A 23641-nucleotide genomic window follows, 5' to 3' on the forward strand; every position below is an offset into this window, starting at 1 on the left:
TCAATATGAGCATTATTAACGATGCACTATCGTATTTATCCCCTGGCTGGGCGTTAAAACGACAGGCGGCTGCAATGAGTTATCGCAACCTTAAAGGTTACGAAGCTGCCAGCCCAAGCCGAACCCACAAAGCCAATAAAGAGGGGCGCGGCGCAAACCAAGCGGTATTTGCTGCAGGTAAAAGCTTGCGCGAACAGGCGCGATGGTTAGACGAAAACCACGACCTCAGTATTGGTATTTTAGACCGCATGGAAGAACGGGTAATTGGTGCCCAAGGTATTGTGGTTGAGCCACAGCCCCGCAGTATTAGTGGTGAAATACTCGACGAACTGGCCAATGATATTCAGCGTCGTTTTGCTGCATGGTCATTAAAGCCTGATGTAACAGGGCGCTACACACGGCCAGAGCTTGAACGCTTAGTGTTACGTACCGCATTGCGCGACGGTGAAGTATTCGGCCATCAAGTGCGTGGCAAGGTGGCTAAGTTTGGTCATCCCAACCCGCAAGGCACGCAATACAGTATTGAAGCGTTAGAGCCTGATTACATTCCGTTTGAACTTAACGATGTATCAACCCGCGTTCGACAAGGGTTAGAGGTTAATGGTTGGGGGCAGGTGGTTAATTACCATGTGTTGTTTGATCACCCGTCTGACCAAATTGGCTTTCGCTACAAAACTAAAGCCGTACCCGCAAGTAACATGCTGCACCTTGGTATGTTTAAGCGTTTGCACCAGCTGCGCGGTATCAGTATTTTTCATGGCATTTTAACCCGCCTTGGCGACATTAAAGACTATGAAGAGTCTGAACGGGTAGCAGCGCGTATTGCTGCCGCGTTAGCGTTTTACATCAAACGCGGTGACGCCAGTATGTTTGGCCTAGATGGTGATGCTAAGGCTGACCGCGAAATAAACATTGCACCAGGCATGACCTTTGATGATCTCGCTGTTGGTGAAGACGTCGGCATGATTGAGTCCAATCGCCCCAACGTGCATTTAGTCGATTTTCGTAATGGCCAGTTAAAAGCTTGTGCTGCGGGTACTCGTGGCAGTTACTCGAGCATTGCCCGTGACTATCAAGGCAGTTATTCAAGCCAACGCCAAGAGCTGGTTGAGCAAGACGAGTCGAACCGCATTATGCAGCAATGGTTTTGTGCCGGTTGGGCACGGCCTGCGTTTCGTAACTGGTTGGAAATGGAGTTAATGAACAAGCAAGACCCTATAACCCTGCCGCCAGACCTAGACACCCGCACCTTGTTTGATGCTGTGTATTACGGGCCAACCATGCCATGGATTGACCCCCGCAAAGAATCCCAAGGCTGGGAAATGATGATAGCCGGTAATGCCGCAACCGAGGCTGACTGGGCGCGAGCTCGTGGCCGTAACCCAAGCGAAGTTAAACGACAACGTCAACGTGAGCTGAAGTTTAACCGCGAAAACGACATGGTTACGGGTAACGACCCAGAGCCACAAAACGGAGAAACCCCAAGTGAAAAAGACAAAAATAAGTCTAGCCGTGGCCGCCATGATGCTAATGCCAAGCGCATCAGTGAGCTTGACCGAGAGTAAAGAAAAACGCGGTATCTACAGCATGAAAGGTGCTGCCAATGGCGTGGTCGAATTGATTTTATATGGCGATGTTGGCTGGGATTTTACCGCCAAACAAATCGCCACCGACCTACGCGCAATGGGCAAAGTGTCGCAGATTAACGCTTACATTCAATCGGGTGGCGGCGATGTGATGGACGGCATGGCCATTTATAACATTCTCGCTCGCTGGCCTTGCCAAAAGTCGATTTGTATTGAGTCGGTTGCTGCTTCTATGGCCAGTGTTATTTGTATGGCTTTTGACACCGTGATTATGCCGTCAAATGCCTTTTTGATGATCCATAGCAATTGGGGCGGTGCTGTTGGTACCGCTGATGATTTACGTGAATACGCAGACTTGCTCGATAAGTGGCGCTCAAGTATGGGCAAGGCTTATCAAGATAAAGCCGGCGGCAAGTTAAGTGATGAACAGCTAGGACAATTTTTTAAAGAAGACACTTGGTTGTCTGCACAAGAAGCGGTTGATCTTGGGCTAGCAGATGAAGTGATAGAACCGATGCAAATGGCTGCATCAATTAATTTTAAACGACTGAAGGACTTTAATAATATGCCTAAAGCATTACAAACCCTGCTAGCACAACAGGGCAATATCGGTGCTACCACCCCAACTGCGCCAGCAGCCACTACAACCCCAGTCGCATCGGTACCAGCACCAGCTGCACCGTCGCAAGCTGATATTCAAGCTGCTGCCATTACCTTTAATGCAGAACGTATTACCGGTATTAATGCCGCGTTTGCTACGTTCCCGCAATTAGCTGAACTTAAAAACAGTTGTATTGCTGATGCCAACATCAATGCCGAAAAGTCGAAAGACCTTATCTTGGCTAAGCTTGGCGAAGGTGTCACGCCATGCGCTACGCAGCCTAAAAGTGTCATTATTCATGCCAGCAACGGTAACATTGTTGGTGACTCAATTCGTGCACAATTAATGGCACGAGCTGGTCATGAAGCGGCACAAAAAGACAATGGCTATGGTAGCTATAACTTACGTGAACTTGCCCGTGCATCGTTAGCTGACCGTGGTATCGGTTGTGCCGGTATGAACGTGATGCAAATGGTGGGGTTAGCGTTTACTCATACTTCATCTGATTTCGGTAACATCATGTTAGATGTAGCCAATAAGTCAGTATTAAAAGGTTGGGCTGAAGCGGCTGAAACCTTTGAACGTATCGCTAAAAAAGGTCAGTTAAGTGACTTTAAAGTCGCGCATCGTGTTGGCATGGGTGAGTTTAAAAGCTTACCAGAAGTGAAGGACGGAGCAGAGTACAAGTACATCACTGTTGGCGACCACGCTGAAAAAATTGCCTTAGCAACCTACGGCGGTATTTTCACGTTAACACGCCAAACGGTTATCAACGATGACATGGACATGTTAATGGGCGTACCGATGAAAATGGGTAAAGCGGCTAAGCGCACTATTGGTGATTTGTTTTGGGCTGTGTTAACCAAAAACGCCAAAATGAACGACGGCAAAGCTTTGTTCCATGCCGATCACGGTAACTTAGCATCGGGTGCGCCAAGCGTTGAAGCGTTCAGTATTGCTGCTGAGTTAATGGAATCGCAAATGATTGGCGAGTCACCATTAAACATCATGCCAGCATTTGCATTGGTACCGCCAAACCTTAAACGTGCAGTGTTGCAAATCATTCAATCAACGTCGGTTAAAGGCACCGATGCAAACTCAGGTATTGCTAACCCAATCCGCGACTTTGTTGAAGTGTTATCTGAGCCACGTTTAAAAGCGAAAAGCGATAAAGAGTGGTATTTATCAGCCGCTCAAGGTGAAGACACAATTGAAGTGGCTTACCTTGATGGCATCGACACGCCATACATTGAACAGCAACAAGGTTTCACCGTTGATGGTGTTGCAACCAAAGTGCGTATTGATGCCGGTGTTTCACCACTTGATCACCGTGGATTGGTTAAATCAACGGGTGTGTAAGGCATTGTTAAACCTAAAGCCTTTTACAACAACAGGGCCGCGAACTCGCCATGAGTAAGCGGCCTTTTTAATGGCAAATTTTTAACGTAATTGGGAAAAACCTTATGAAAAATTGTGTAGCAGATGGCACTACCATCGACTTTATCGCCACGGCAGCAGTTGCTAGTGGTGACCCAGTATTAGTAGGTAAAGTGGTTGCCGTGTCGCTTGGCAATGTTGCTATTGGTGAAGCGGGCGTCGGTGCAACCGAAGGCGTATACGAGTTGCCAAAAGTGACCGCTGATGACATTACCCAAGGTGGGCAGGTGTATATCAAGGCTGATGGCATGATCACTAGTGTTGCATCTGGCAATACCTTAGCCGGTAAAGCTTGGGCCGATGCGGCTAACCCGAGTGATAGTGTTTGGGTAAAAGTGAATGCCTAGCTTGGCATCGGTATTTGCTGACCGAGTAAATGCCAAAATAGTGCGGGTGTTTCAGCGCTTGGCTGACCCGTGTGAGTTTGCCCCAGTGGATGGGGCAACACCTTATAACCGTTTGGTATCGTTAGATGATAACGGCAGCGAAATTGCCGCATCGTCTAATGAGTATGTGCCCGAGTTAATCATGCGTGCTGAGTTCTTACTCACCGAGGGTGATGTTAACTCAGGTGATGTGTTCACCATTAACGGTACTGAGTGCCGGTTAACGCAACGGGTTAGCACCGACTCGGTATGTGTGACTTATATTTATATTCAACTTTAAGGCGACATTATGGCGTTAACAATGACAGGCTTTGACGCAGTAAATCGCGAGCTTAAACGCATGCGTGATGCGCAGTCGCCAGCCATTGAAAAGGCCATAGACGATGCGGCCAAGTTTGGTAACCAGCTAGCTGTAGATGAAATATTCACAAAGTACGGCTTTAAGTCGAAGTCGTATGTGGAGCAGCATTTCAGTGTCAGCATTAACCCCAAAACCCTTAGGTCTTACATCAGCGCAAGGATGCGCCCCAGCACCTTAACCCGTTTTGCCAGCCCACGTTATAAAGTGGGTAAGCGGGCGGCAAGGGTCGCCGGTGGCTTTAGCATAAACGTTCTTCGCAATAAGCCTGTGTGGTTTAGTGGTGCGTTTACTGTCATTGGCCGCAACGGTAATCAACTTATGTTTAGTCGCAAAAAGGGTGATAACTCTTGGCGTGAACTTAACGGACAAAAAGCGTTATACGGCCCTTCAGTGGCAGGCAGTTTTGGCTTTATGCGTGATGATTTAGAACCACCCATTATTGCCCATCTGCGTAAAAAATATGGCCAATACGCTAAGTAGTCTTTTACCAGGCATCGAGGTACCCATGATCCAAACAATTTTAGACCGACTCAAATTGGTTGACGGTGCAACTGTGCGCGAAGGGTTTTACACCCAAGGGTTAGCCAAAGAGTCGCAGTTTATTTTTTTGCAACCTTATACCGATTTGTTTGGTGCTAAAAACGGGCTAGATAAATACCGTGATGAAATTGCCTTACAAGTGGTAGCCGGTATCAATTTAAGCAAATCAACTGAACCCACCGCCGAGCTAATCAACTTAGTTCGAGACATTCGCAGCGCCTTTTTTAAAGACGAGCGTAACACTGAAAAACCCTCGTGGTTGACTAGTGCTATCAGCTTTAAAGAAGCTGAACCCTGTAAATACATTATGCCCGAAGCCCATGAAAAACATGGTCTGGCGGTCATTACCTTAACCCTTGTTCATTTAGTTACATTTGGAGATAAATTATGAGCGAAACCGTAACCGAAAGTTACATCGGCTCAGGCATTGTGTATGTCAATGGCCGCGATGTTGGTAACGCCAGTGGCGTAAAAATCGACATCGAGCAAGAAACCAAAGAGCAGCCTAACTATCGTGGCGGTGGCGGTAATGCCGCTGAAATCACTAAAGTGAAATCGGTAAAGCTATCGATGACATTAAACGATTTTAGTAACGCCAACTTAGCATTGGGCTTGCGCGGTAAAGTTGAAGTATTAACCGCCGGTGCTGTCACCGATGAAGTGATTATTGCCATATTAGATGGTTTAGCCGACACCGCTAAAATGATTGATACCACTATCCCGCCAGTTGTCACTAATGCGGCAGGTTCAACTACTTACGACGTTGATGTTGATTATGTGGTTAGTGCCGGTGGTATTCGTGCATTAAGCACTGGTGCTATTACTGCAGCAGAATCGTTAAAAGTCAGTTACACCAGTAAAGCGGGTAACGCTTTGCAAGCACTGGTTGAGTCAGGCGCTGAGGTCAAAGTGATTGTTGATGGTGTCAACGATGCCACTGGAAAACCTTACACGCTTAAGTTCTACCGCTGGAAGCCTAGCCCAACATCAGGCCTAGATTTAATCGGTGACGACTTTGGTTCGTTCGACATTGAAGGTGGCGTATTGGCCAATACGGCAATCGTTGCAGCAGGTAAGTCTAAGTTCTTTGTGCGTAGTGCAGCGTAAGCGTCTTTGAGCCCTCTGCAATAGAGGGCTCAATTCTAGTTTTCGCATTGATACACTTTCTGAATTAACAATCTTACACAACCCACATTTCCGTCTTTATCCATAGAAGTACTGTGACATGATTTTGTTTCAGCACCAAAGGCACTCGCTGAAGAATATCCCCAGGCATTGCACTTAGTCATTGCTATGTTTAATGCCCCTTGATCATTTACCGGTGGGGTATCAAGTATTGGTCTAAACAAATAAGAAAGTATTACTTTTCCATCGGCTTTGCTTCCATCCATTGCTTGCCATTCTTTAGGAACAGAAGAGCATGCAGTTAGTAGTAATAAAGCCATAAAACCTATTGATCCGATTTTCATTCATCTATCCCTGATTCCTATAAGTAGAGCTCATCTTGTACCTCAACCTAGAAATAGTCGAGGTATTTTTAGTGCATAAAAACAAGTTTATAAAGGCTGATTATGAGTTTTAAAGACCAAGTCATTAACCTGATTATTCAGGGTAAAGATCTATTTTCCAGCGAAGCCAAGAAGTCTGAAAAAGCGGTTGCTGAATTAGCATCACAAAGCGAAATCCTTAATGCCCGTTTAAAAGAGTTAGAAGATTTACAAGCGGCCGCCAATTCAATTGATGGTTTAACTGCATCAATCAGTAAAGGCGAACGTGCCTATAAAGATAACTCGGTTGCACTCGATAAGTTAGTCACTGAACAAAAGGCAGCAGTTAAAGAATTAAAACAACTTGAGGCTGCTCAAAAGGCGGCTGAAGGTTCAACCAATCAACTTGAGCAAGAATACAATCAAGCTCAAGCAGCATTAGTTAAATATGAAACCGAGCTACAACAAGCCCGGGTTGAAGTCGCAAAGCTCAGCACCGAACAACAACAAGGTGCCACGGCCAGCAAAGAACAAGCTACCGCATTAACCAAAGCCAGTACCGATTTACAAAAATTAACGAATGAACAAACCAGCGCTAAAAATGCTGCTACCGAACTGGCAACTGCGTTAGATAACCAGCGCCGAGATCTGCTTGAGGTGAGCACCGCCACCGAAGCGGCTAGTCGAAATAAAGCTGATTACACCTTAAAGGTTAAAACCGCTCGCACCGAGGTAAACCAGCTAGCGAGCAGTATTAACAAAAACAAAACTGAATTAGACAAAAATACCGCCAGTTTAAAAACGGCTGGCGTCAGCATGGACAACCTTGCAGATGCCACCAAGGACTTAAAGCAGCAACAAGCCGCTGCCGAAACCGCATTAGGCGGCGTAAACACCAAGCTTGAACGCCATAATAAGTTATTGGTTGAGTCTAAAAAAGACGCCGGTGATTTTGGTGGCAGCATTAAAAGTGCAACTGTCTCATTGGTTGCCATGGCCGGTGCCTACATTGGTGTCGATAAGTTATGGGAAAGCCTTAAGTCGATACTGACTGCAGGTGATGATGCTGCATCATTTAGCGCCCAAATGACCGCGATGATGGGCAGTATTGCCAGTGGTGAACAAGCCACCCAATGGATTAAAGACTTTGCCAACAATACCGGCACAAGGTTAGATTCGGCTAAACAAGCCTTTGCCTCGTTAAAAACATTCGGTATCGACCCTATGAATGGCAGCTTGCAAGCCATGGTCGATTACAATGCTAAGTTGGGTGGAAGCCAAGAAAAGCTTGAGGGCATTATTCTTGGTGTTGGCCAAGCATGGGCGAAACAAAAACTGCAGGGTGAAGAAATACTGCAGTTAGTTGAACGGGGTATACCTGTTTGGGACTTGCTTGAAAAGGTAACGGGTAAAAATGCAGTTCAACTGCAAAAAATGAGTGAAGCGGGGCAGCTTGGCCGCGATGTTATGCAGCAGCTGTTTGCCGAAATGGGTAATCAAGCTAATGGGCAAGCATCAAAAAGCCTCGAGCGCTTAAGTGGCCAGGTTAATTTGATGTCCAATAAGTGGACCGAATTTAAAACCATTATTGCTGATTCTGGTGCTTACCAGGTGGCGGTTGATTTTATTCAATCGTTAAATGATAAGTTTGATGAATTGAATAAAAACGGCCAAATCAAACAGGCCGCGCAAGACATTAGCGACTTTTTTACCACCATGATCCGTGATGGTGGCGCCAGCATTACCGCCACACTTGAGAACATCGCCGCATTTGCTCGGGCATTAAATGTGATTAGCGGATCGTTACGCTTAGTGTGGAACGGTATTACGGCTGGGCTATCTGCTATTGCGCTTGTAGCTACCACATCATTTGCCAAAATTATTGATGCTTATGCCTATATGATTGAGGCGCTTGGTGGTGATGAACTTGGCGCTTCTATCCGTCAAGTCTCGGAGGCTGTAAAGGCTATTTCTAATGGCTACAAGCAACAAATTGAGCAAGACAGCAAAGACATTAATGCTGCTTGGAAACAGATAACGGGGGAGGTTGAGCAATCAGCATCAAGCGCTTACAAGGCTGCGGGTGATGCAGCAACTAAAAGCGCTAAAGTGCAGGCAGATGCAGCTAATAAAGTGGCTGACGCCCAGAAAACTCAAGGTGATGCTACCGACGAACAGACCGCCAAAATCAAAGAGTTTGAATTGGCTATGTCTAAGGCGGGTATTACTACCGTTTCGGTATTGCGCGAACAAGCTGCGGCAGCTAAATCCACCTATGAAGAAGTTAAACAGGGTGCTAAAGATGGTGTTGCATCGACCAACGAACTTAACCAGGCATTTTTAAAATACGCAGAAGCATCGATAAAAGCCGCTGCTGCAGGTGATAAACAAGTCGAGTCGAGCATTCGGATAAAAGCCGCTAACCTTGGATTAAGCGATAATATTGATTCACTAATAGAACAATATAGTCGCTTGAGAAATGTGCAAGTTGGCTTAGGCAATGACAGCGAAGAGACAGATAAACAAGTTAAAAATGCGAACGAAGGCATTGGCACTACCATGGAAAACACCATGGGGGTGGTGGTTAAAAGTGCGCAGCAAGCCGGTTCTGCATTAGCCAGTGTTGCCAAGTTCTTCACCGATTATTTAAAAAGTGTTACAGCTGAAGTCGCTGAACTCAGCACCGGTGCTGTGGCTTACTTTAAGTCGATACTGTATGGCCAAACGCTATTAACTGACTCAAGCAGTGAACTAGAGAAAACCATAAAGATTTACAAAAATCTAAGTGGTGAGATTAGTGATCTGCTTGATGTGCAAGCCAAGTCAATCGATTTTACTGGCATTAGTAATTTTGCCCGTAAAGCCGAGATAGCCGGTAAGCAAGCGCAGGCGGCCTATTATGGTCAACGCATTGAACTGTTAAAAATGGTTGATGCCCTCGATGCTGCCGAAAGTGGCAACATTGGCTTAATCAATAGTGCCGAACGTGCGGCTAACTCAATGAACTTGATGAACGATCAAGACTTGGGTGTGCTGCGCACGGCCATTGATTCAGCCAAATCGAGCATGGACTCATTACGTGACAGTGCTCAATCAACCCTCGATACGTTGCAAGACGAACTAGACGGTTACCTTGGCCGCCAGGATGAAATCGAAAAACGTCGTTATCAGCAAGAGCTAGCCGATATTAAAACCCAATTAGCTCAGGCTGAATCAACGGGCGACAAGACATTAATCACCCAACTGAGAGAAGCCGAAAAAACGCTAAACAAGGTTTACGCTTATCGCACCGCCGAAATAAAAGCCCAGCAAGACGCCAGCGAAAAGCAAGCCATTAGCGACGCTGCTACCACCAAACAACAATCTACCGCCAGTACTGTGCAAACCAATGTGACTACCCAAACCCAGCCAACCATTACAACGTCCGCCGCGAATAGTAGCGACACCGTAGTGCTGCAGTTGCAAGTGGGTAACCGCACGTTTGATGCACAAACCAAGCGCAGCATTGTGAATGAACTTGTGGCCGAGATTAAGCGTTTGCAGTCGGTGGGTGGTTAGCCGCTCGTTTGCAGTAACACTACATAAAGAGGCGCTATGTTTAACACCACTATCGACACCATTGTGTTGACCGAACCACTGCACTGGCTAAACCGCAATAACACCCAACGGGTTGCTGCCAACATGAAGCGGGCACTTAACGGTGCCCCGCATATTCAGCAAACCATTATCCCTGCAGGTATTGCGTTAGAGCTTGGCAGTAAAAACGGTTGGATGCCCCGCAGTGAGTTCGAACAACTGCAAACCCACGCGGCCACCACATTAACCGAGTTTACGATTAACCACGATGGCAGTGACATTAATGTGATGTGGGATAGCACTCAAAACAGCGTGATCACTGGTGATGATGTTGACGACCAATTGGGTGGGTATCCGTTACTGACAAACGTGGTATTACGATTTTTAACGCTGTAACTCTTTCTCGCTTATTGATAAACACAGGTGGCCCATGAGCATTACCCGCAATGATTTAAAGATATTTAAACCCGAACAGCTGGGTACCAGCGATGATGCTGGCGGCCAAAGAACTCGTAATGCGGTGCAGTCTGGTAAGTTAAATGAATTGTTTACTGCGATTTCTGACATTGACCACGCGCAATCGTCACTCGACATTGTTAAATGTTATCCCGCTTTAGACACCATAGACACTGGCACCTTGCTCGATGCGCATGTGTTTATTAGTCAGCCACCGAGTGATCCGCTCGTGTCGATGTTGCTAGTTGAAGCCGATGCGTTAGACGATGAAGACCGCATGGTCGAAATGAAAGAGATTTTAGAATCGTCGGTTACCGCTGGGTCATTAATCCGTTCGGGCGCACCAGGCTTCTTACCTAATCAAAACAGTTTTAGCCGCGAGTATTTACAGTCTACGTATATGTTTGACGGCAAAGAGTATCGCAAAACCACTAGTTTACGTGTTGGCCAAGTGATTGCCATTACCGTTGAGTATGCAGGTATTGAAGATGCCGACTGGCCGCGTAAAACCCATTACGCCATGGTGACCGATACTAATGCACCAGGTAACAGTGAAGGCAATATTGTATTTGATCCACCCATCGATTTTGCTACACCTGACTATAACGTCACCGTGAACGCCACCAGTAATTGCACCAAGCTGCGACTCACCAACGAAGCCAGCCCGTTAACGTTTCATGGTGTGAGTAAGTTAACTGCCGCTAGCAGCAACAAGAATCTAGCCGTGCAAACGGTGCAGCAAAATCTATTGCCAGTGGTATTAAGCGAACAAGTTAAAACAGGCCAAGCCATTAGCGACGGTGACATAGTCCGTAAAACCGTATCGCAAAATGCGACAACTGCACAAAGCTATCAGTTTGCCTTGGTTGATGTATTACAGGGCGCCAATATCGCCGTTGATTACACCCCAATCACCAGTTACACATCGGGTGGCATTCAATACGGCAGTGACGACGCCATTGTAGTGGTAAGCAGTGACACGGTTAGTGTGACGTTATCGCGTAAACCTGACCTCAATACCCCTGTGTCGTTGCAGTACATCTCGGGTGTGTCGTATCAAAACTATGACAATGCTGATGTATTCCCTGCAGATCGCGAATTGGTACCCAACACGTTAACGGGTAAAGTGACTCGCCAAAGTACGCCATATCAATTTACCGAGCGTGATGGCGCGTTATACATCACAGTTTTTTCGAGTGTTGGGGCGCTTGTTGTTCAAGAAGAAATACGTGCCGCCATTGTGGACTATCAAACAGGCATCATCACACTTGAGAATGGTATCTCTAATCTTGTGTATGTTGGCTTAGTCATTGCGCCAGAATCAGCCAATGTGGCCACATTTGTACTCAATGCCAGTGATGCATTGTTAGACACCTTTTACGTGCAAGTGTTTACCGTGGGTGATGTGTTAATCAGTGCCAGTTGCGACAGTAACGGCACGGTAACGGGTACAGGCATTAGCGGCAGTATTGTCAATAACCTGGTGCAGTTGTCGTTTACTCAAGACGTTAAGTTAAGCACCTTACGGTATGACATTACCGAGCAAGTGCGCAATCTACCGCCTGCTGACATTTATGGCCTAAACCCGCTGCGGATCCCCAATGCAGGTATTGTCGATATTTATCGCGTTTGGGGCACTATCGCTGTGTCGCATACTGACTATCAAAACATCGTTAGCCCAAGTAATGGCACAGTAGTTACGATTCGCACTGGCAGCAACTTTGTTGATATTAGCGACGCAACAGGTGCCAGTTTGTGGACCGCAACCAGTGATCACTTTAGCGTGGACAGTACAGCCGGCACCGTTACCTTAAACAGTGACTTTAGCGGCTTTACTGCGCCGTTTATCTTAAGCGACACCATTAGCGAGTTAGCGTTAGTGACTGCAGTGAACACCAATAAAGTCACGATTTCAGCTGCGTTGTCGCGTGAATATCCTATTGGTTCAAGTGTGGCCAGTGTGCAAATACTCGGTGACTTACAAGCGCGAGTCGGCAAAGTGCGCGACATGACCAGCTGGGCTAACAATTGGGACTTAGACGGTGAAGCAGCCCAAGGCACGTTAAATACGGTGGATTACCCAATTGAAGTCACCAACGCTGCAGCAGTGAATGAAGATTGGGTGTTGGTGTTTACCTCTACCACAGCGTTTCGTTGCGTTGGTAAACGGATTGGCCAAATTGCCACGGGTGACACGGTAAACGACTTTGCCCCAATTAACTCGCTAACCAATCAGCCTTACTTTGTGATCCGTGCCGGTGCGTTCGGTGCCGGTTGGAATCCTGGTGAAGCCATTCGCTTTGCCACCATTGCCAGTGCAAAACCGGTAATGCCAATTAGAACCGTGCAAGCTGGCCACAGTCAAATCAACACCGACCGCGCCGTATTGGCGTTTCGTGGTAACGAAGCTTAATTACTTTTAATTAAAACTATTTTCGAATGAGTGCCGGCAGCAATGTCGGTAGCGCTTTCGTGTGAGGAAAAATCATGGGATTACCAGTAACAGTTTATCGTTGGGATGACGTGGGCGCGCCGCAAATTGCAAATCAAAAGCCCTCAGAAATAATTAATGTGCTAAAAAAATGCCTCGTAGATGGATACGGTTCTAAGACGGCCCTTGGTTGGACGATGCCATTTGAAGATGTCGCCAAACAGTCGGTCGCATTTAGAAACTCAATAACTGATGGTTCAGGTGGGTATTTTAAAATATACAGTCGTGATGGTAATGATAACGACCGTACCCTTATGCGTATACAATCCGCACAAAGTATGTCAGATATTGACACCCTATTTAGACCTAATTACAAACATGCTTTTGAGCTATTTGATAACAGATTTACAAAATGGGTTCTTATTGGGACTTCCGCTGGTTTCTACTTTATTTGTGGATTGTTAACAAATGCTTGTGGGGCTGACCAACGTTACGACTCAATGTTTTTTGCGGGTGATTTTGAGTCTGTCATACAAAATGACCCATCTAAGTTTATAGCTATATCAAACCCGTTAGTTAATGGAGGCGACAACACATCAAGTTACGCCTCTGGTTATAATGATGGTTTTCAAAGATGTGTTTATGAATCGGATAGGTATTGGGGTTATAGCTCAATTAGACTATATGACACTGACAATAGTGGTAATTACTATAATTACTCCTTTTATTCACCCCAAGGTGTATTACTAGGTAGTGCAGTAAATATAACACCTGATAAAAATACACAAGTAGGACTTTATGGTCGTATTGTAATTCAGATGACATCAGTATCTACGTCATCAACAGGTAGGCGGTTCGACGGTGAATATTTTAATCAGTCGGTGAAATCACCAGTTGTTAGGGGCTATTTACCTGCGTTCATAGTTGAAACTTACCCAAGATACTCTAAATATGATAATTACGATGTTTTTGAACCGCATTTAGGGCAGAACTCATATCTAGTTCGGTCATTTGCAAACCTAACTGGTAATTGGATTGGTTGTGAGAATTGGTATGAGTAATACATTAGGCGTATTCTTGAGTAAGCAAGACCAATCCAACATATTCATGGGTGAGTTAGGGTTAGACCTTGATTCTGAGGGTAATAGAGTTGCTATTTTTGACCGCACCAGTATGCAAATTTTATTCATCGGTCAGTCAAGTGTTGCTAAGGTACATTTAAACATTAAATATGCCAATACTAGTAATTTAAGCGTAATTTTATTTGATGATGATTTAGTTTATAACGCGGCCATTGTAGATGGTGTGAAGCTTGAAGTTGTAGACGTAAGTTGGAATTAATAAGGAATAACCTTGTTAACAATTCGCTTTAGCAATCCATGGCCAAATGCCAGTTCTCCAATTACCATTCGGTTTGAGGGTGAGGTTGTGCCCGAGCCGCCAATCCGCGCACCGTCTTTGGGTATTTATTTGGGCGTCACCTGGCAACCGCCATTACTCGCTGCAAATGATTACCAACTGACAAGTGCAAGTAAACCACTCGGCAATCAAGTTCAGTTAAATGTGTTATCTCAATCTGCAACCGACTACTGCGTAACAATCCAATGGCAAAATAAACCACTAACTCAATGTGAAATCAAAATACATTATGCTGGTAATGCGTTAACTGAGTTAACCGTAAACTGGCAATGGTTTGTTGCACCTAGTGTTGAACAAGGCTTTGCATTGTCTTGGTTGGTACCGAATCAACACATCACGATAATGGCTATCGATTGGCAAGTTGCACCAAGGCTGAATACGTTGCAAGCCAATATCAATTGGTGTGATGGTGCAGCATTAGTTAACGATATCACCACAGCTTACAGCTATGGCAATGTCAGACTAATACAACCAAGCATTGCTTGGGGGCCGCATACCGCCAGTTGGATTTGCTCAACCCGATATCGACCACCTACGGGTAAGGTGACGATTCGGTTTAGCGAACCTTGGGCTAATTCAACCAACCCATTGCAGCTGCGTTTTACCGCTTCAGCAAACTATTGTTACTTTGATGATGGCGGTGGTTTAGTTGATGCCAACCCAAGCTTACCCAGCCTTGATTTTGAAACCCCAATTGAACCCCAACTGCGCAGGTATTATTTAATGCAGCCAACCATTACGTGTGTGCGTGTGTCTGACGACGTACCGATTGTGATCAGCAATATCAGTATTAGTCGCAGCCGTGGCCAGTGGGCCAGTTCAGTGAGTATCGATTTTTCAAGTCGCATCGATGCCAGCCGTGCTGAAAACCAATTGCTTAAAGTCGGTATAAACGGTTATGAGTTCATTACCTTGGTTGAGCAAACCAGTGTAAGCAAAGTGTTTGGTAATGAAACGTATCGCGGAACGGGCCGCAGCCGCAGCGCCGAACTTGCGACGCCATACGTATTGCCGATTAGTTATACCAACGCAACATCACGCAGTTTTGCAGGTTTACTCACTGACATACTGCAATTTACTGGTTGGACAATCGCGCTTAATGGCATCGTTGATTTTAACGTACCTGCAGGCGCATTTAGCGTTGGCAATAAGTCACCCATCGATGCCGTGCAAGAAGCCGTTGCCCAATTGGGCTGCATGTTGTTATCTAACGACGAAACTAAAGCATTAACCGTGGTCCCACGTTGGCCAACAGTGCCGTGGTTAATGGATGGCGTAATACCAGACTTAACCGTGCACGATGCTGTGATCACCAGTTACAGTGAGTCAAAAGAAATTGGTACCGAGTGCAACGTGGTTTGGCTTAGGGGTGAGCAGCAGGGCATTAGCGCAAAAGTAAAACGCGCTGGCACTGCTGGCAATATCGCCGCCGATGATATCAGCGCCCAACTGATTGTTGATAACCAAGCTGCACGAACAGCCGGCACCAACGCACTGGCCGACACCGGCAATAAGCTTAATATCAATATGAGTTTACCGATTATGGCTGACTTACCACCTGCAACACCTGGTATGTTGATTGGTATTCGTGAAGGTGTGGACGTGTTCAAAGGTACATGCGATTCGGTGACGATCAGTGCATCAGTTAGCGACACAGGCGACATCGATGTAGAGCAAACCATCACCGTCGTTCGGCACATTGCATAAGCTGTTGCATCAAAACCAGCATAAGGAATCGTAATGTTAAAGCAGTTACAACAAAGCCTAAGCGCCCCGCGTACCATCATGACGATTAACGTGGTAAATACCGACGGCACCGTCACCGCCAGCACTGCCAGCAACCACACTCAACGGGTAATAGGTTCTGGCAATGTTGGCGATCACATCTACGTTCAAGACGGCAGGGTGCTAGGGACAGCACCTGCTTTGGCGTTTTTTGAGATAGAGGTTTAGGGGTAATTATTTTTATTGTAGTTATTTGCTATGTAACTCGTACTAGCTGACTGTTACCCATTTCAAACGGAGTTCTTCCACAACACATTTTGCCTTGATGATATAGGTATTGTCCTAAATTGATTGTCTTGCAACATGACCCCGCACTCAGGATAAACACATACCTGTAATATCAATTTACCATCTATGGATTTAGTCAAAAAATGCTATTCAAATTGATGTGTGTACACCTCTGCGTACAGAATATGGATTGGCTTTATATTTAAGCTTTTTAAATTAATGGCTTAGGTTGTTTAGTCATATAATCGTGCCAGAATAAGGTGGGTTGAATTGCGTTAGCCATAGTAAGTATAAGATCCTTTTCGCGATTAAAACCATGTTAACATTTATCAGCATAAAAAAATGATAATGAGGTAACCTTCAATATGATTTTTCTAATATAACCTTGTTTACTGGTGACTAATGTGGATTTGCTGGTTACAATTTAGTGAAGTAGTAAAGGAATATTGTATGCATCATCATGTATTTACTCAACCATGCGTCAGTGAAATAACTCAACCGACTGCGTTGACACTTCGTTTACCGGATAGTGTGAGTGATTTATTAGTACTTTCAACGATGAGTAATCCTTTAGTTGAGTTTGTGGTTAGCCAAGTTGAGCATAAACAAACGACACTCATTTTACGTATTCAACCTTTTTTGACTTTTGCTTTTGAACATACACAAACAATGATTGAAACGCCTACTCAGCCAAGGCTCGTAGGGCAGGGGATTAAGTTGTATCCTTCAATGGGGGTAGCTCCACGTGTGTGTATTGAACAACTCAGAAATGGGGTGACGATTAATATTCACGCTGATGAAGATGTGCACTTTAGTGTAGCGGCCGAAGCTCGTTTTGAACTAGTGACGTTAGAGAATGACTTACGGATTTTGAGTGAACCTCAAGCTCTAGTTATGGCTAAAGCGATATTAGGACGTAAGTTTGATTATGATGAGCCTTCTACCATGCTTGCGGTTCATATAAGTGAATTAGAGCAAGTTCGACGAGAATTACGTGATTACCTCCGAGGCGAGTCGGGCAAAATCCACCCAGGTGTCTCAACTGAGCTACTAAAACTCGATCATTTATTGCAAAATAAGCATCAATGGTTGTTACGGACCTATCATCAGTCATTAGAGCGTTCCAACTTCGGCCGCTCGTCTAATGAACAATTTTATAATCATGAACAATTACAGCGTAAATTGGATTGTTTTGAACTTTTAGCCCCTAAAGACGTGTCGGAAATGGTCAATAAGCTGTGTGATGACGATCTTTAACTTTTCAGTAACTCTAGAGCCCACCCATGTCTTATATTTGCCCTATTTGTAGCGCGCCATTAGTACAACAACAAAATTCTTGGCAATGTGAACTGCGCCATCAATTTGATTGTGCTAAAGAAGGTTACGTTAATTTATTGCCTGTACAAAAAAAGAAAACAAAAGATCCTGGTGATAACAAAGAAATGATGATTGCCAGACGAGAGTTTCTTAATCAAGGCTTTTATCAACCTTTAAGCGACAAAGTAAATCAGTTAGCGCTAGAGTTTGCTGGAGGAGATGCCACTAAGGTGCTCGATATAGGGTGTGGCGAAGGGTATTACAGTCATCGGTTATTTGAAACGTTGCAGTCTGTGGTTAAACCCCATTGTGAGTTTTATGGTTTAGATATTTCTAAGTCTGCAATTCGTTATGCTGCCAAACGCTATAGTGGATTACATTTTTGTGTGGCGAGTGCATTTGAAATGCCTTTTGCTGATGACAGTTTTGATTTAGCGATACGTATTTATGCGCCGTCTAAAGTTGAAGAGTTACAGCGGGTGATAAAACCGACCGGAATACTCATAACCGTTTCTCCCGGGCCGATGCATCACTATGCGTTAAAAAAGAAAATTTATAGTGAACCCAAACAACATCCACAAGAACCTATGGTGTTAGATGGCTTTACTTACTTAGCACACCAAGCGTTAGCTTATTCATTAACATTAACTCGTGCGGAAGACATTGATCACTTTCTTAACATGACTCCTTACGCATGGAAGTTGAGTGATTCACAGAAGTCTCAGATAATAGAGCAAGGGCTCGAGTGTGAGATAGATTTTAAAATCGAAATTCATCAACGAGAACAATAAACAATCAGATAATTGATATAAATAACTATTTGATGCTCAAAGATAAACCTTTTTGAAATGAGACTAATTAAATACCATTGTTTGGTTGATGTTTGTTGACTTATCCTGAAAATGGTTTATAGTTTACTCAGCTTGAAGGTTGGGCTTATATTTATCAATACGAACAGTTTCGTCCTGTAAACATAAGTAATACCGGCATTTTCCAGCTTTACTGCCGTTAAGGCTTTAACTATTTTTTTTTACAGGATTTATATTATGTCTCAAGTTACTGGTGTTGTTAAGTGGTTTAACTCTGATAAAGGTTTCGGATTTATTGAGCAAGAGTCTGGTCCAGACGTATTCGTTCATTTCCGTGCTATCAACTCAGACGGTTTCAAAACTCTTGACGAAGGTCAGAAAGTTTCTTTCACTGTGACTCAAGGTCAGAAAGGTCCTCAAGCTGAGAACGTTTCAATCGTTTAGTATTTAGCTTCGGCTAAGTGTTAAAAGATTTAAAACTGTAGCAATTTATTGCTGCAGTTTTTTTTGCTTTTTTATTGTGTATTGTCATCATGCTAATCGTCTAATCGTCTAATCGTCTAATCGTCTAATCGTCTAATCGTCTAATCGTCTAATCGTCTAATCGTCTAATCGTCTAATCGTCTAATCGTCTAATCGTCTAATCGTCTAATCGTCTAATCGTCTAATCGTCTAATCGTCTAATCGTCTAATCGTCTAATCGTCTAATCGTCTAATCGTCTAATCGTCTAATCGTCTAATCATATGTTGTATATCATTAATCTATTTATCTCTCTCTCATATCATTAATACACATAGAAATATTGTTATGCGCATAAAATCATTTATCAGTTCAAAATGACTCCAGAAACTCATTCAAAGATAATAAAAACCGTTCTTCTGTCGACGCTATACGGTCGACCCGCGTATCCCTATATCCTATACCGTCACTTAAGATTTAGCTTTTCTAAAGAACAAGGTGGCTCACTCATAAACGGTCATCACATAAAGCCAACTTAATAAGATGACTAGAATTGAGGTTTATTAGTTCGTCTTTGTTATGTAAATACATTAACAGCCAAAAGTGTTGAGTATTATAAGCACAATAACAGCAATAGCTTGTTTGCCATTTAGTGACAATACAGAACAGATTCAGAACTAATACACAACGAATTCATCGTTATAAACGCTCATTCAGCCGTTGCTTATTGAATATCTGGATTGTATTAGTCGTAACGACAGGTTATTAACGCATTAAAATACACGTCAGCAATTGGTGTGTTTAAGTCTAAGCTTATAAAATCATTATTATTATCAATTTTGCCTATTTATGTTGTCTATTTTAGAACCCTTTAACAGATTTTAGCGTTGAGCTCACTAACTGAAGGACGCTGAGTTAATTGCATTGCATTGAGGTTGCTGGGAAGGCTTCTTTACTTAAGGGTCTAGTCATTTAGACTGATTTCTTAGCATTTAGTCGTTATTTTGAATGTAGAGTATTTGCTGTTTTAGAGTCGCTGTAGAGGAGGGGTGAGCGATTGAAGACACTTTAACATACCTCATTTGATGTGGTTTTTTAAGCAATTAAATTTTTATTATATCGACCTGATACGTAAACAATATATTAAAAAATGCCATGGTTTATTAATATGGTGAGTTATCACTAATTAATAAACGATGGCATTAGAGACTGATGCTTATGACGTTTGTTGTTAAGCCTTTTTACGCAAACCGATTTTAGTCAGCATTAAAGGTTCATTTAACCATTGGCGGTGAGTTAAGAAAACAAGGTTTCTTCTAAGGTTCGGCCTTTAAGTAATGCTTTATATTGCCACTGGTGAGCAGTAAACAGCTCAAACAACTGCATTTCAATGGCAAAGCCGGATTGCTTTTGGTACTCGATAACATATTGCTCATCACCGATACGCCTTACTTCAATGATATCGTTAAGGCCTAATAACTGCTGATGGAGGCTGTCCATGTCACATTGCTTCATTGTCAGCGTGATAAAGTCTGTCGCTTGGCTGGCTTTAATTGATACCGATTGCTGCAATTTGCCATGTTCGAGATAGACAACTTGGTCGCATAACTTTTCAAGTTCATCAAGGTTATGTGAGCTGATCACAAAAGTCGTATGGTCGGATAAATCTTTCACAATTTGACGAATTTTTTTCGCATTGGCAGGATCAAGTCCCGCTGTCGGTTCGTCGAGTAACACAATCTTAGGAGAACCCATGAGGGCTTGGGCAATAGAGACTCGTTTACTCATGCCATGACTTAAACTTTTAGGTTTCGCCTCTGCTGAGTCACTTAAGTCGACAAGGGCGAGAACTCTTAATGCTTCTTGTTTTGCTGCCGCTGCTGTCATGCCTTGTAATTGGGCAAAAAACTGGAGTTGCGACACAATACTAAAATTAGGATCCAATGCTGCATCTTGTGGCAATGCCGACAATAGTCCTTGTAACGCTTTGCTACCGGGTTTATGGCCTAAAATGCTAATACTGCCATTGGTGGGTTGAATAAAACCGCATAGTAAACTAAATAGCGTTGTTTTACCGGCACCATTTGGACCCACTAATGCAATGGGAGCACCTTGTGTAAGCGTTAACGATACAGTGTCGAGCGCAAGTTTATTACCGTATTGTTTAGAAAGGTTGTCACATTGAATGATACTCATAGCGCACTCCTACTCATTAAGACTTTACCAGCAAATAAAATAACCGCAGTTTGCAGTAAAGGAATGGGAGCGTATACGAATGAACCTAATCCTTGAGTATTGATCAAATTACCTATTTGCGAACCAGGCAGTATCCAGTTTAACCAGCTTAATTGTGGGAAATTCATATTAATTAATGCAATAAATATTGATACTACAGCCCACAAGATAACCGCAAATATACTGGCTTGTCTTGCTGAGTTTGCATGTAATGACAGCACCGCCATAGCAGCAGTGTAGGGTAATAATACGATCACTAGATTAACCATGACGATTAAGCTAGTTGTTATTGATGGCAATAACAAAGATATATCACGTGACAATGCTAATGCGATGGTTGCCAATAACGTTAAGATGATCAACATCAATTGGATAAACATTTGCCCTAAGAAACGACCAAAAAACAAACTGGAACGACTGACTCTTAAGGTTAGAAATCGCAAACTACCACGTTGTTTATCTGAACTAAATTGGTCTGCGGCAATAAAAATACTGAACATGGGGAAAAGGTACAGTGCAGCTAACCAAAACACAGCAAACTCTTCGACGGGCCATTCAAATAGATGGCGTAAACTCCCTGGCCCAAAGAGGGCTTCAGTAAAGTCTTTGAAGTTAGGCTGCATAATAAATTCAGATGCACTCTTGATAGGGTACAGCAATAAAATTGCCCAAATTAGCATAAAGGCGATTAATGAAATCATACCGCTTTTGTTAGTAAAACGTTTGGTTAACTCATATTTGGCTAATAACCAAATATGAGTTAATGACGATGGAGATGCGGTACGGTCCATATACTTTTTCCTTGCTTAGTTGTTTCGTAAAGCGTTAATTAGTTTAAAAGCGACTCTAATTGGGCTAGCTTTTGTTCTAGCAACTCAACTCTTTGTTCTAGTTCTACAATCCGAGAATCTTGCTGTACAGTTTGTTGAGTGTGAGTCGACACGACAATGGCATCACAGCTGTTTACATCATAATCATCAACGTTGCCACTAAAGCACTCAAGGAAGCGACAATCACGTTTATTCGCTTCTCGAGCAAGTTGAACTACTAAAGGCTTTTCACGTTGGCTTAATGCCAGTAATGCTGTTTCAACCTGTGAGAGATCAGTGAATTCATGGAGTCGATTGGTACGAGTTTTGAGTTCGCCTGGTGTTTGCGGTCCCCGCAATAACAACACACAAATTATAGCGACTTCCGCACTGCTTAACTGCAATTCACTGAATTCAGTATTACAAAAGCGATGCTTATATTTTACGACTCGACTACCGAAACCAGATTGCTCGCTGAGTAAGCGTTTTTTGGTAAGATCGTCTAATACTGTTTTTACTTGAGATTCGCTCAGTGACAGCACAGGTTCGCGGCTGCTTTTTTGATTACATGCTAAGGCGAGTGAATTTAATGACAGAGGATATTGATCAGGAGTCGTGAGTTCTTTTTCGAGTAAACATCCGATAACTCTAGCTTCTAGTGAGGTTAATTCCATACACAGTATCCTTTTAATAAAAAGCATGATTCTATTACTTTTATAACAGAGGCATGCTTTTTCTCAAAGGATTGGACTAGTTTACCGAGGCTAATCGATTATTGTTCACACAGTTAGGCGAATACCTTCACTTTCGATTGTGATTTCACCTGCTTTAAATAAACCACCAATTGATTTCTTAAAGGCTTTTTTACTCATGCCGAGTTTGTCATAAATGACATCAGCATCAGTTTTGTCATGTAGTGGTAAAAAACCATTAGCGCTACGCAATTTATTAATGATCAACCGGGCATTTTTGTCTAGCTCGTCTTTATCACCTTTTTGCAGTACAAGATCAATTTTGCCATCACTGCGAATCGTTTTGATATAACCAGTCACTTTTTGACCAAATCGCAATTTTTGGAAAACTTCATTAGTGTAAATTACGCCCCAATGCAGGTTGTTAATAATGGCTTTGTAACCTAGCTCTGTAGTGCCACCGATGATTAAATTAACCTGTTCACCTTCGGTATAATGCGCTTCTGTTTTATCGACAAACTTATCCAGTTTTGACGATGCCATAATACGTTCGTCGGCATGGTTAGCATGGACATAAACTAAATATGAGTGGCCTTCTTCTGCCGGTTTATGTTGCTCGCCAAAAGGGAGTAGTAAATCTTTGTCTAAGCCCCAATCTAAAAATGCGCCGAATGGGCCCGTGGCGATTACTTTTAAATAAGCATATTCACCCACTTGAGCTAACGACTTTTGGGTAGTAGCAATCACAATGTCTTCAGAGTCTAGGTAAAGAAACACATCTACCATATCACCGACATTACAACCGGTAGGGACAAATTTATTAGGAAGCAAGACTTGTCCAAGCTCTTGAGCATTTAGATAAACCCCAAAATTAACTTGTTTAACAACTTCTAATGAATAACGTTTACCGATTTGTATCATGAATGACTCTACTTTAATTAAAAATGAAAAAGATGAACTTAAGAAAAACACGTAATTATACACGTAAATTAAGCTCACGTTGTGCCAATTAAGCGCTATCGAAAA

At 43.5% G+C, this 23641-nt stretch carries 22 protein-coding genes; 17 read left to right on the forward strand and 5 right to left on the reverse strand.

From position 1 onward, the window contains the following. The first annotated feature begins 5 nt into the window (after positions 1–5). The 7 genes from GUY17_RS08750 to GUY17_RS08780 all read left to right on the forward strand — a co-directional run bounded on the left by GUY17_RS08750 (position 6) and on the right by GUY17_RS08780 (position 6018). Positions 6–1565: a phage portal protein gene (locus GUY17_RS08750; protein WP_162022898.1), complete on the forward strand. Its 1560-nt coding sequence runs from the start codon at positions 6–8 to the stop codon at positions 1563–1565. Next, positions 1486–3546, forward strand: coding sequence for a ClpP-like prohead protease/major capsid protein fusion protein (locus GUY17_RS08755; RefSeq protein ID WP_254439890.1), 2061 nt, complete (start codon positions 1486–1488; stop codon positions 3544–3546). The genes GUY17_RS08750 and GUY17_RS08755 overlap by 80 nt, the downstream gene beginning before the upstream one ends. A gap of 104 nt (positions 3547–3650) precedes the next feature. Then, positions 3651–3971 carry a DUF2190 family protein gene (locus tag GUY17_RS08760; protein WP_162022899.1) on the forward strand — a complete coding sequence of 107 codons (321 nt, stop codon included), beginning with the start codon at positions 3651–3653 and terminating at the stop codon, positions 3969–3971. Beyond that, positions 3964–4290, forward strand: a complete 327-nt coding sequence (locus tag GUY17_RS08765) for a hypothetical protein (RefSeq protein WP_162022900.1) — start codon at positions 3964–3966, stop codon at positions 4288–4290. The genes GUY17_RS08760 and GUY17_RS08765 overlap by 8 nt, the downstream gene beginning before the upstream one ends. Before the next feature lie 9 nt (positions 4291–4299). After that, the gene (locus GUY17_RS08770) at positions 4300–4851 is read left to right on the forward strand and encodes a hypothetical protein (RefSeq protein WP_162022901.1); all 552 of its coding nucleotides are present in this window, start codon (positions 4300–4302) and stop codon (positions 4849–4851) included. Between the two features lie 25 nt (positions 4852–4876). Beyond that, complete coding sequence (locus GUY17_RS08775) at positions 4877–5302, forward strand: hypothetical protein (protein WP_162022902.1); 426 nt, start codon at positions 4877–4879, stop codon at positions 5300–5302. Further along, on the forward strand, positions 5299–6018 hold the full coding sequence (locus tag GUY17_RS08780) for a hypothetical protein (RefSeq protein WP_162022903.1): 720 nt from the start codon (positions 5299–5301) through the stop codon (positions 6016–6018). Before GUY17_RS08775 ends, GUY17_RS08780 begins: the two co-directional genes overlap by 4 nt. 35 nt (positions 6019–6053) lie before the next feature. Here the strand turns inward: GUY17_RS08780 and yecR are convergent, their stop codons facing one another. After that, on the reverse strand, positions 6054–6380 hold the full coding sequence (gene yecR / locus GUY17_RS08785; protein WP_162022904.1) for a YecR family lipoprotein: 327 nt from the start codon (positions 6378–6380) through the stop codon (positions 6054–6056). A 102-nt stretch (positions 6381–6482) separates the two neighbouring features. On the opposite strand from yecR, the gene GUY17_RS08790 reads away from it, so the two are divergent. The 10 genes from GUY17_RS08790 (at position 6483) to GUY17_RS08835 (ending at position 18863) form a co-directional block, all read left to right on the forward strand. Continuing rightward, complete coding sequence (locus tag GUY17_RS08790) at positions 6483–9956, forward strand: tape measure protein (RefSeq protein ID WP_162022905.1); 3474 nt, start codon at positions 6483–6485, stop codon at positions 9954–9956. Between the two features lie 36 nt (positions 9957–9992). Further along, positions 9993–10370 (forward strand): hypothetical protein, encoded by a 378-nt coding sequence (locus tag GUY17_RS08795; RefSeq protein ID WP_123778876.1) that lies wholly within the window; start codon positions 9993–9995, stop codon positions 10368–10370. Between the two features lie 34 nt (positions 10371–10404). Beyond that, complete coding sequence (locus tag GUY17_RS08800) at positions 10405–12843, forward strand: hypothetical protein (RefSeq protein ID WP_162022906.1); 2439 nt, start codon at positions 10405–10407, stop codon at positions 12841–12843. 74 nt (positions 12844–12917) lie between these two features. Then, positions 12918–13922 carry a hypothetical protein gene (locus GUY17_RS08805; RefSeq protein ID WP_162022907.1) on the forward strand — a complete coding sequence of 335 codons (1005 nt, stop codon included), beginning with the start codon at positions 12918–12920 and terminating at the stop codon, positions 13920–13922. Continuing rightward, the gene (locus tag GUY17_RS08810) at positions 13915–14202 is read left to right on the forward strand and encodes a hypothetical protein (RefSeq protein ID WP_162022908.1); all 288 of its coding nucleotides are present in this window, start codon (positions 13915–13917) and stop codon (positions 14200–14202) included. Before GUY17_RS08805 ends, GUY17_RS08810 begins: the two co-directional genes overlap by 8 nt. Before the next feature lie 12 nt (positions 14203–14214). Beyond that, positions 14215–15987: a hypothetical protein gene (locus GUY17_RS08815; RefSeq protein WP_254439891.1), complete on the forward strand. Its 1773-nt coding sequence runs from the start codon at positions 14215–14217 to the stop codon at positions 15985–15987. Between the two features lie 33 nt (positions 15988–16020). Next, positions 16021–16233 carry a hypothetical protein gene (locus GUY17_RS08820; protein WP_162022909.1) on the forward strand — a complete coding sequence of 71 codons (213 nt, stop codon included), beginning with the start codon at positions 16021–16023 and terminating at the stop codon, positions 16231–16233. A gap of 510 nt (positions 16234–16743) precedes the next feature. Further along, positions 16744–17550, forward strand: coding sequence for a hypothetical protein (locus GUY17_RS08825; RefSeq protein ID WP_162022910.1), 807 nt, complete (start codon positions 16744–16746; stop codon positions 17548–17550). Between the two features lie 26 nt (positions 17551–17576). Further along, positions 17577–18401 carry a 23S rRNA (guanine(745)-N(1))-methyltransferase gene (rlmA, locus tag GUY17_RS08830; RefSeq protein WP_162022911.1) on the forward strand — a complete coding sequence of 275 codons (825 nt, stop codon included), beginning with the start codon at positions 17577–17579 and terminating at the stop codon, positions 18399–18401. A 255-nt stretch (positions 18402–18656) separates the two neighbouring features. Continuing rightward, complete coding sequence (locus GUY17_RS08835; RefSeq protein ID WP_011637160.1) at positions 18657–18863, forward strand: cold-shock protein; 207 nt, start codon at positions 18657–18659, stop codon at positions 18861–18863. A 1312-nt stretch (positions 18864–20175) separates the two neighbouring features. On the opposite strand, the gene GUY17_RS08840 is transcribed toward GUY17_RS08835, so the two are convergent. From GUY17_RS08840 to GUY17_RS08855, 4 genes are all read right to left on the reverse strand, one after another. Further along, a complete protein-coding gene (locus tag GUY17_RS08840; RefSeq protein ID WP_101087542.1) occupies positions 20176–21075 on the reverse strand; it encodes an ABC transporter ATP-binding protein in 900 nt (299 codons plus the stop codon). Beyond that, positions 21072–21905 (reverse strand): ABC transporter permease, encoded by an 834-nt coding sequence (locus GUY17_RS08845; RefSeq protein WP_162022912.1) that lies wholly within the window; start codon positions 21903–21905, stop codon positions 21072–21074. The genes GUY17_RS08840 and GUY17_RS08845 overlap by 4 nt, the downstream gene beginning before the upstream one ends. Before the next feature lie 38 nt (positions 21906–21943). Then, a complete protein-coding gene (locus tag GUY17_RS08850) occupies positions 21944–22597 on the reverse strand; it encodes a YceH family protein (protein ID WP_162022913.1) in 654 nt (217 codons plus the stop codon). Between the two features lie 105 nt (positions 22598–22702). Next, a complete protein-coding gene (locus GUY17_RS08855; RefSeq protein ID WP_101087545.1) occupies positions 22703–23536 on the reverse strand; it encodes a S1 RNA-binding domain-containing protein in 834 nt (277 codons plus the stop codon). Positions 23537–23641 lie beyond the last annotated feature (105 nt).

The sequence above is a fragment of the Shewanella sp. Arc9-LZ genome (assembly GCF_010092445.1).
GTDB lineage: Bacteria > Pseudomonadota > Gammaproteobacteria > Enterobacterales > Shewanellaceae > Shewanella.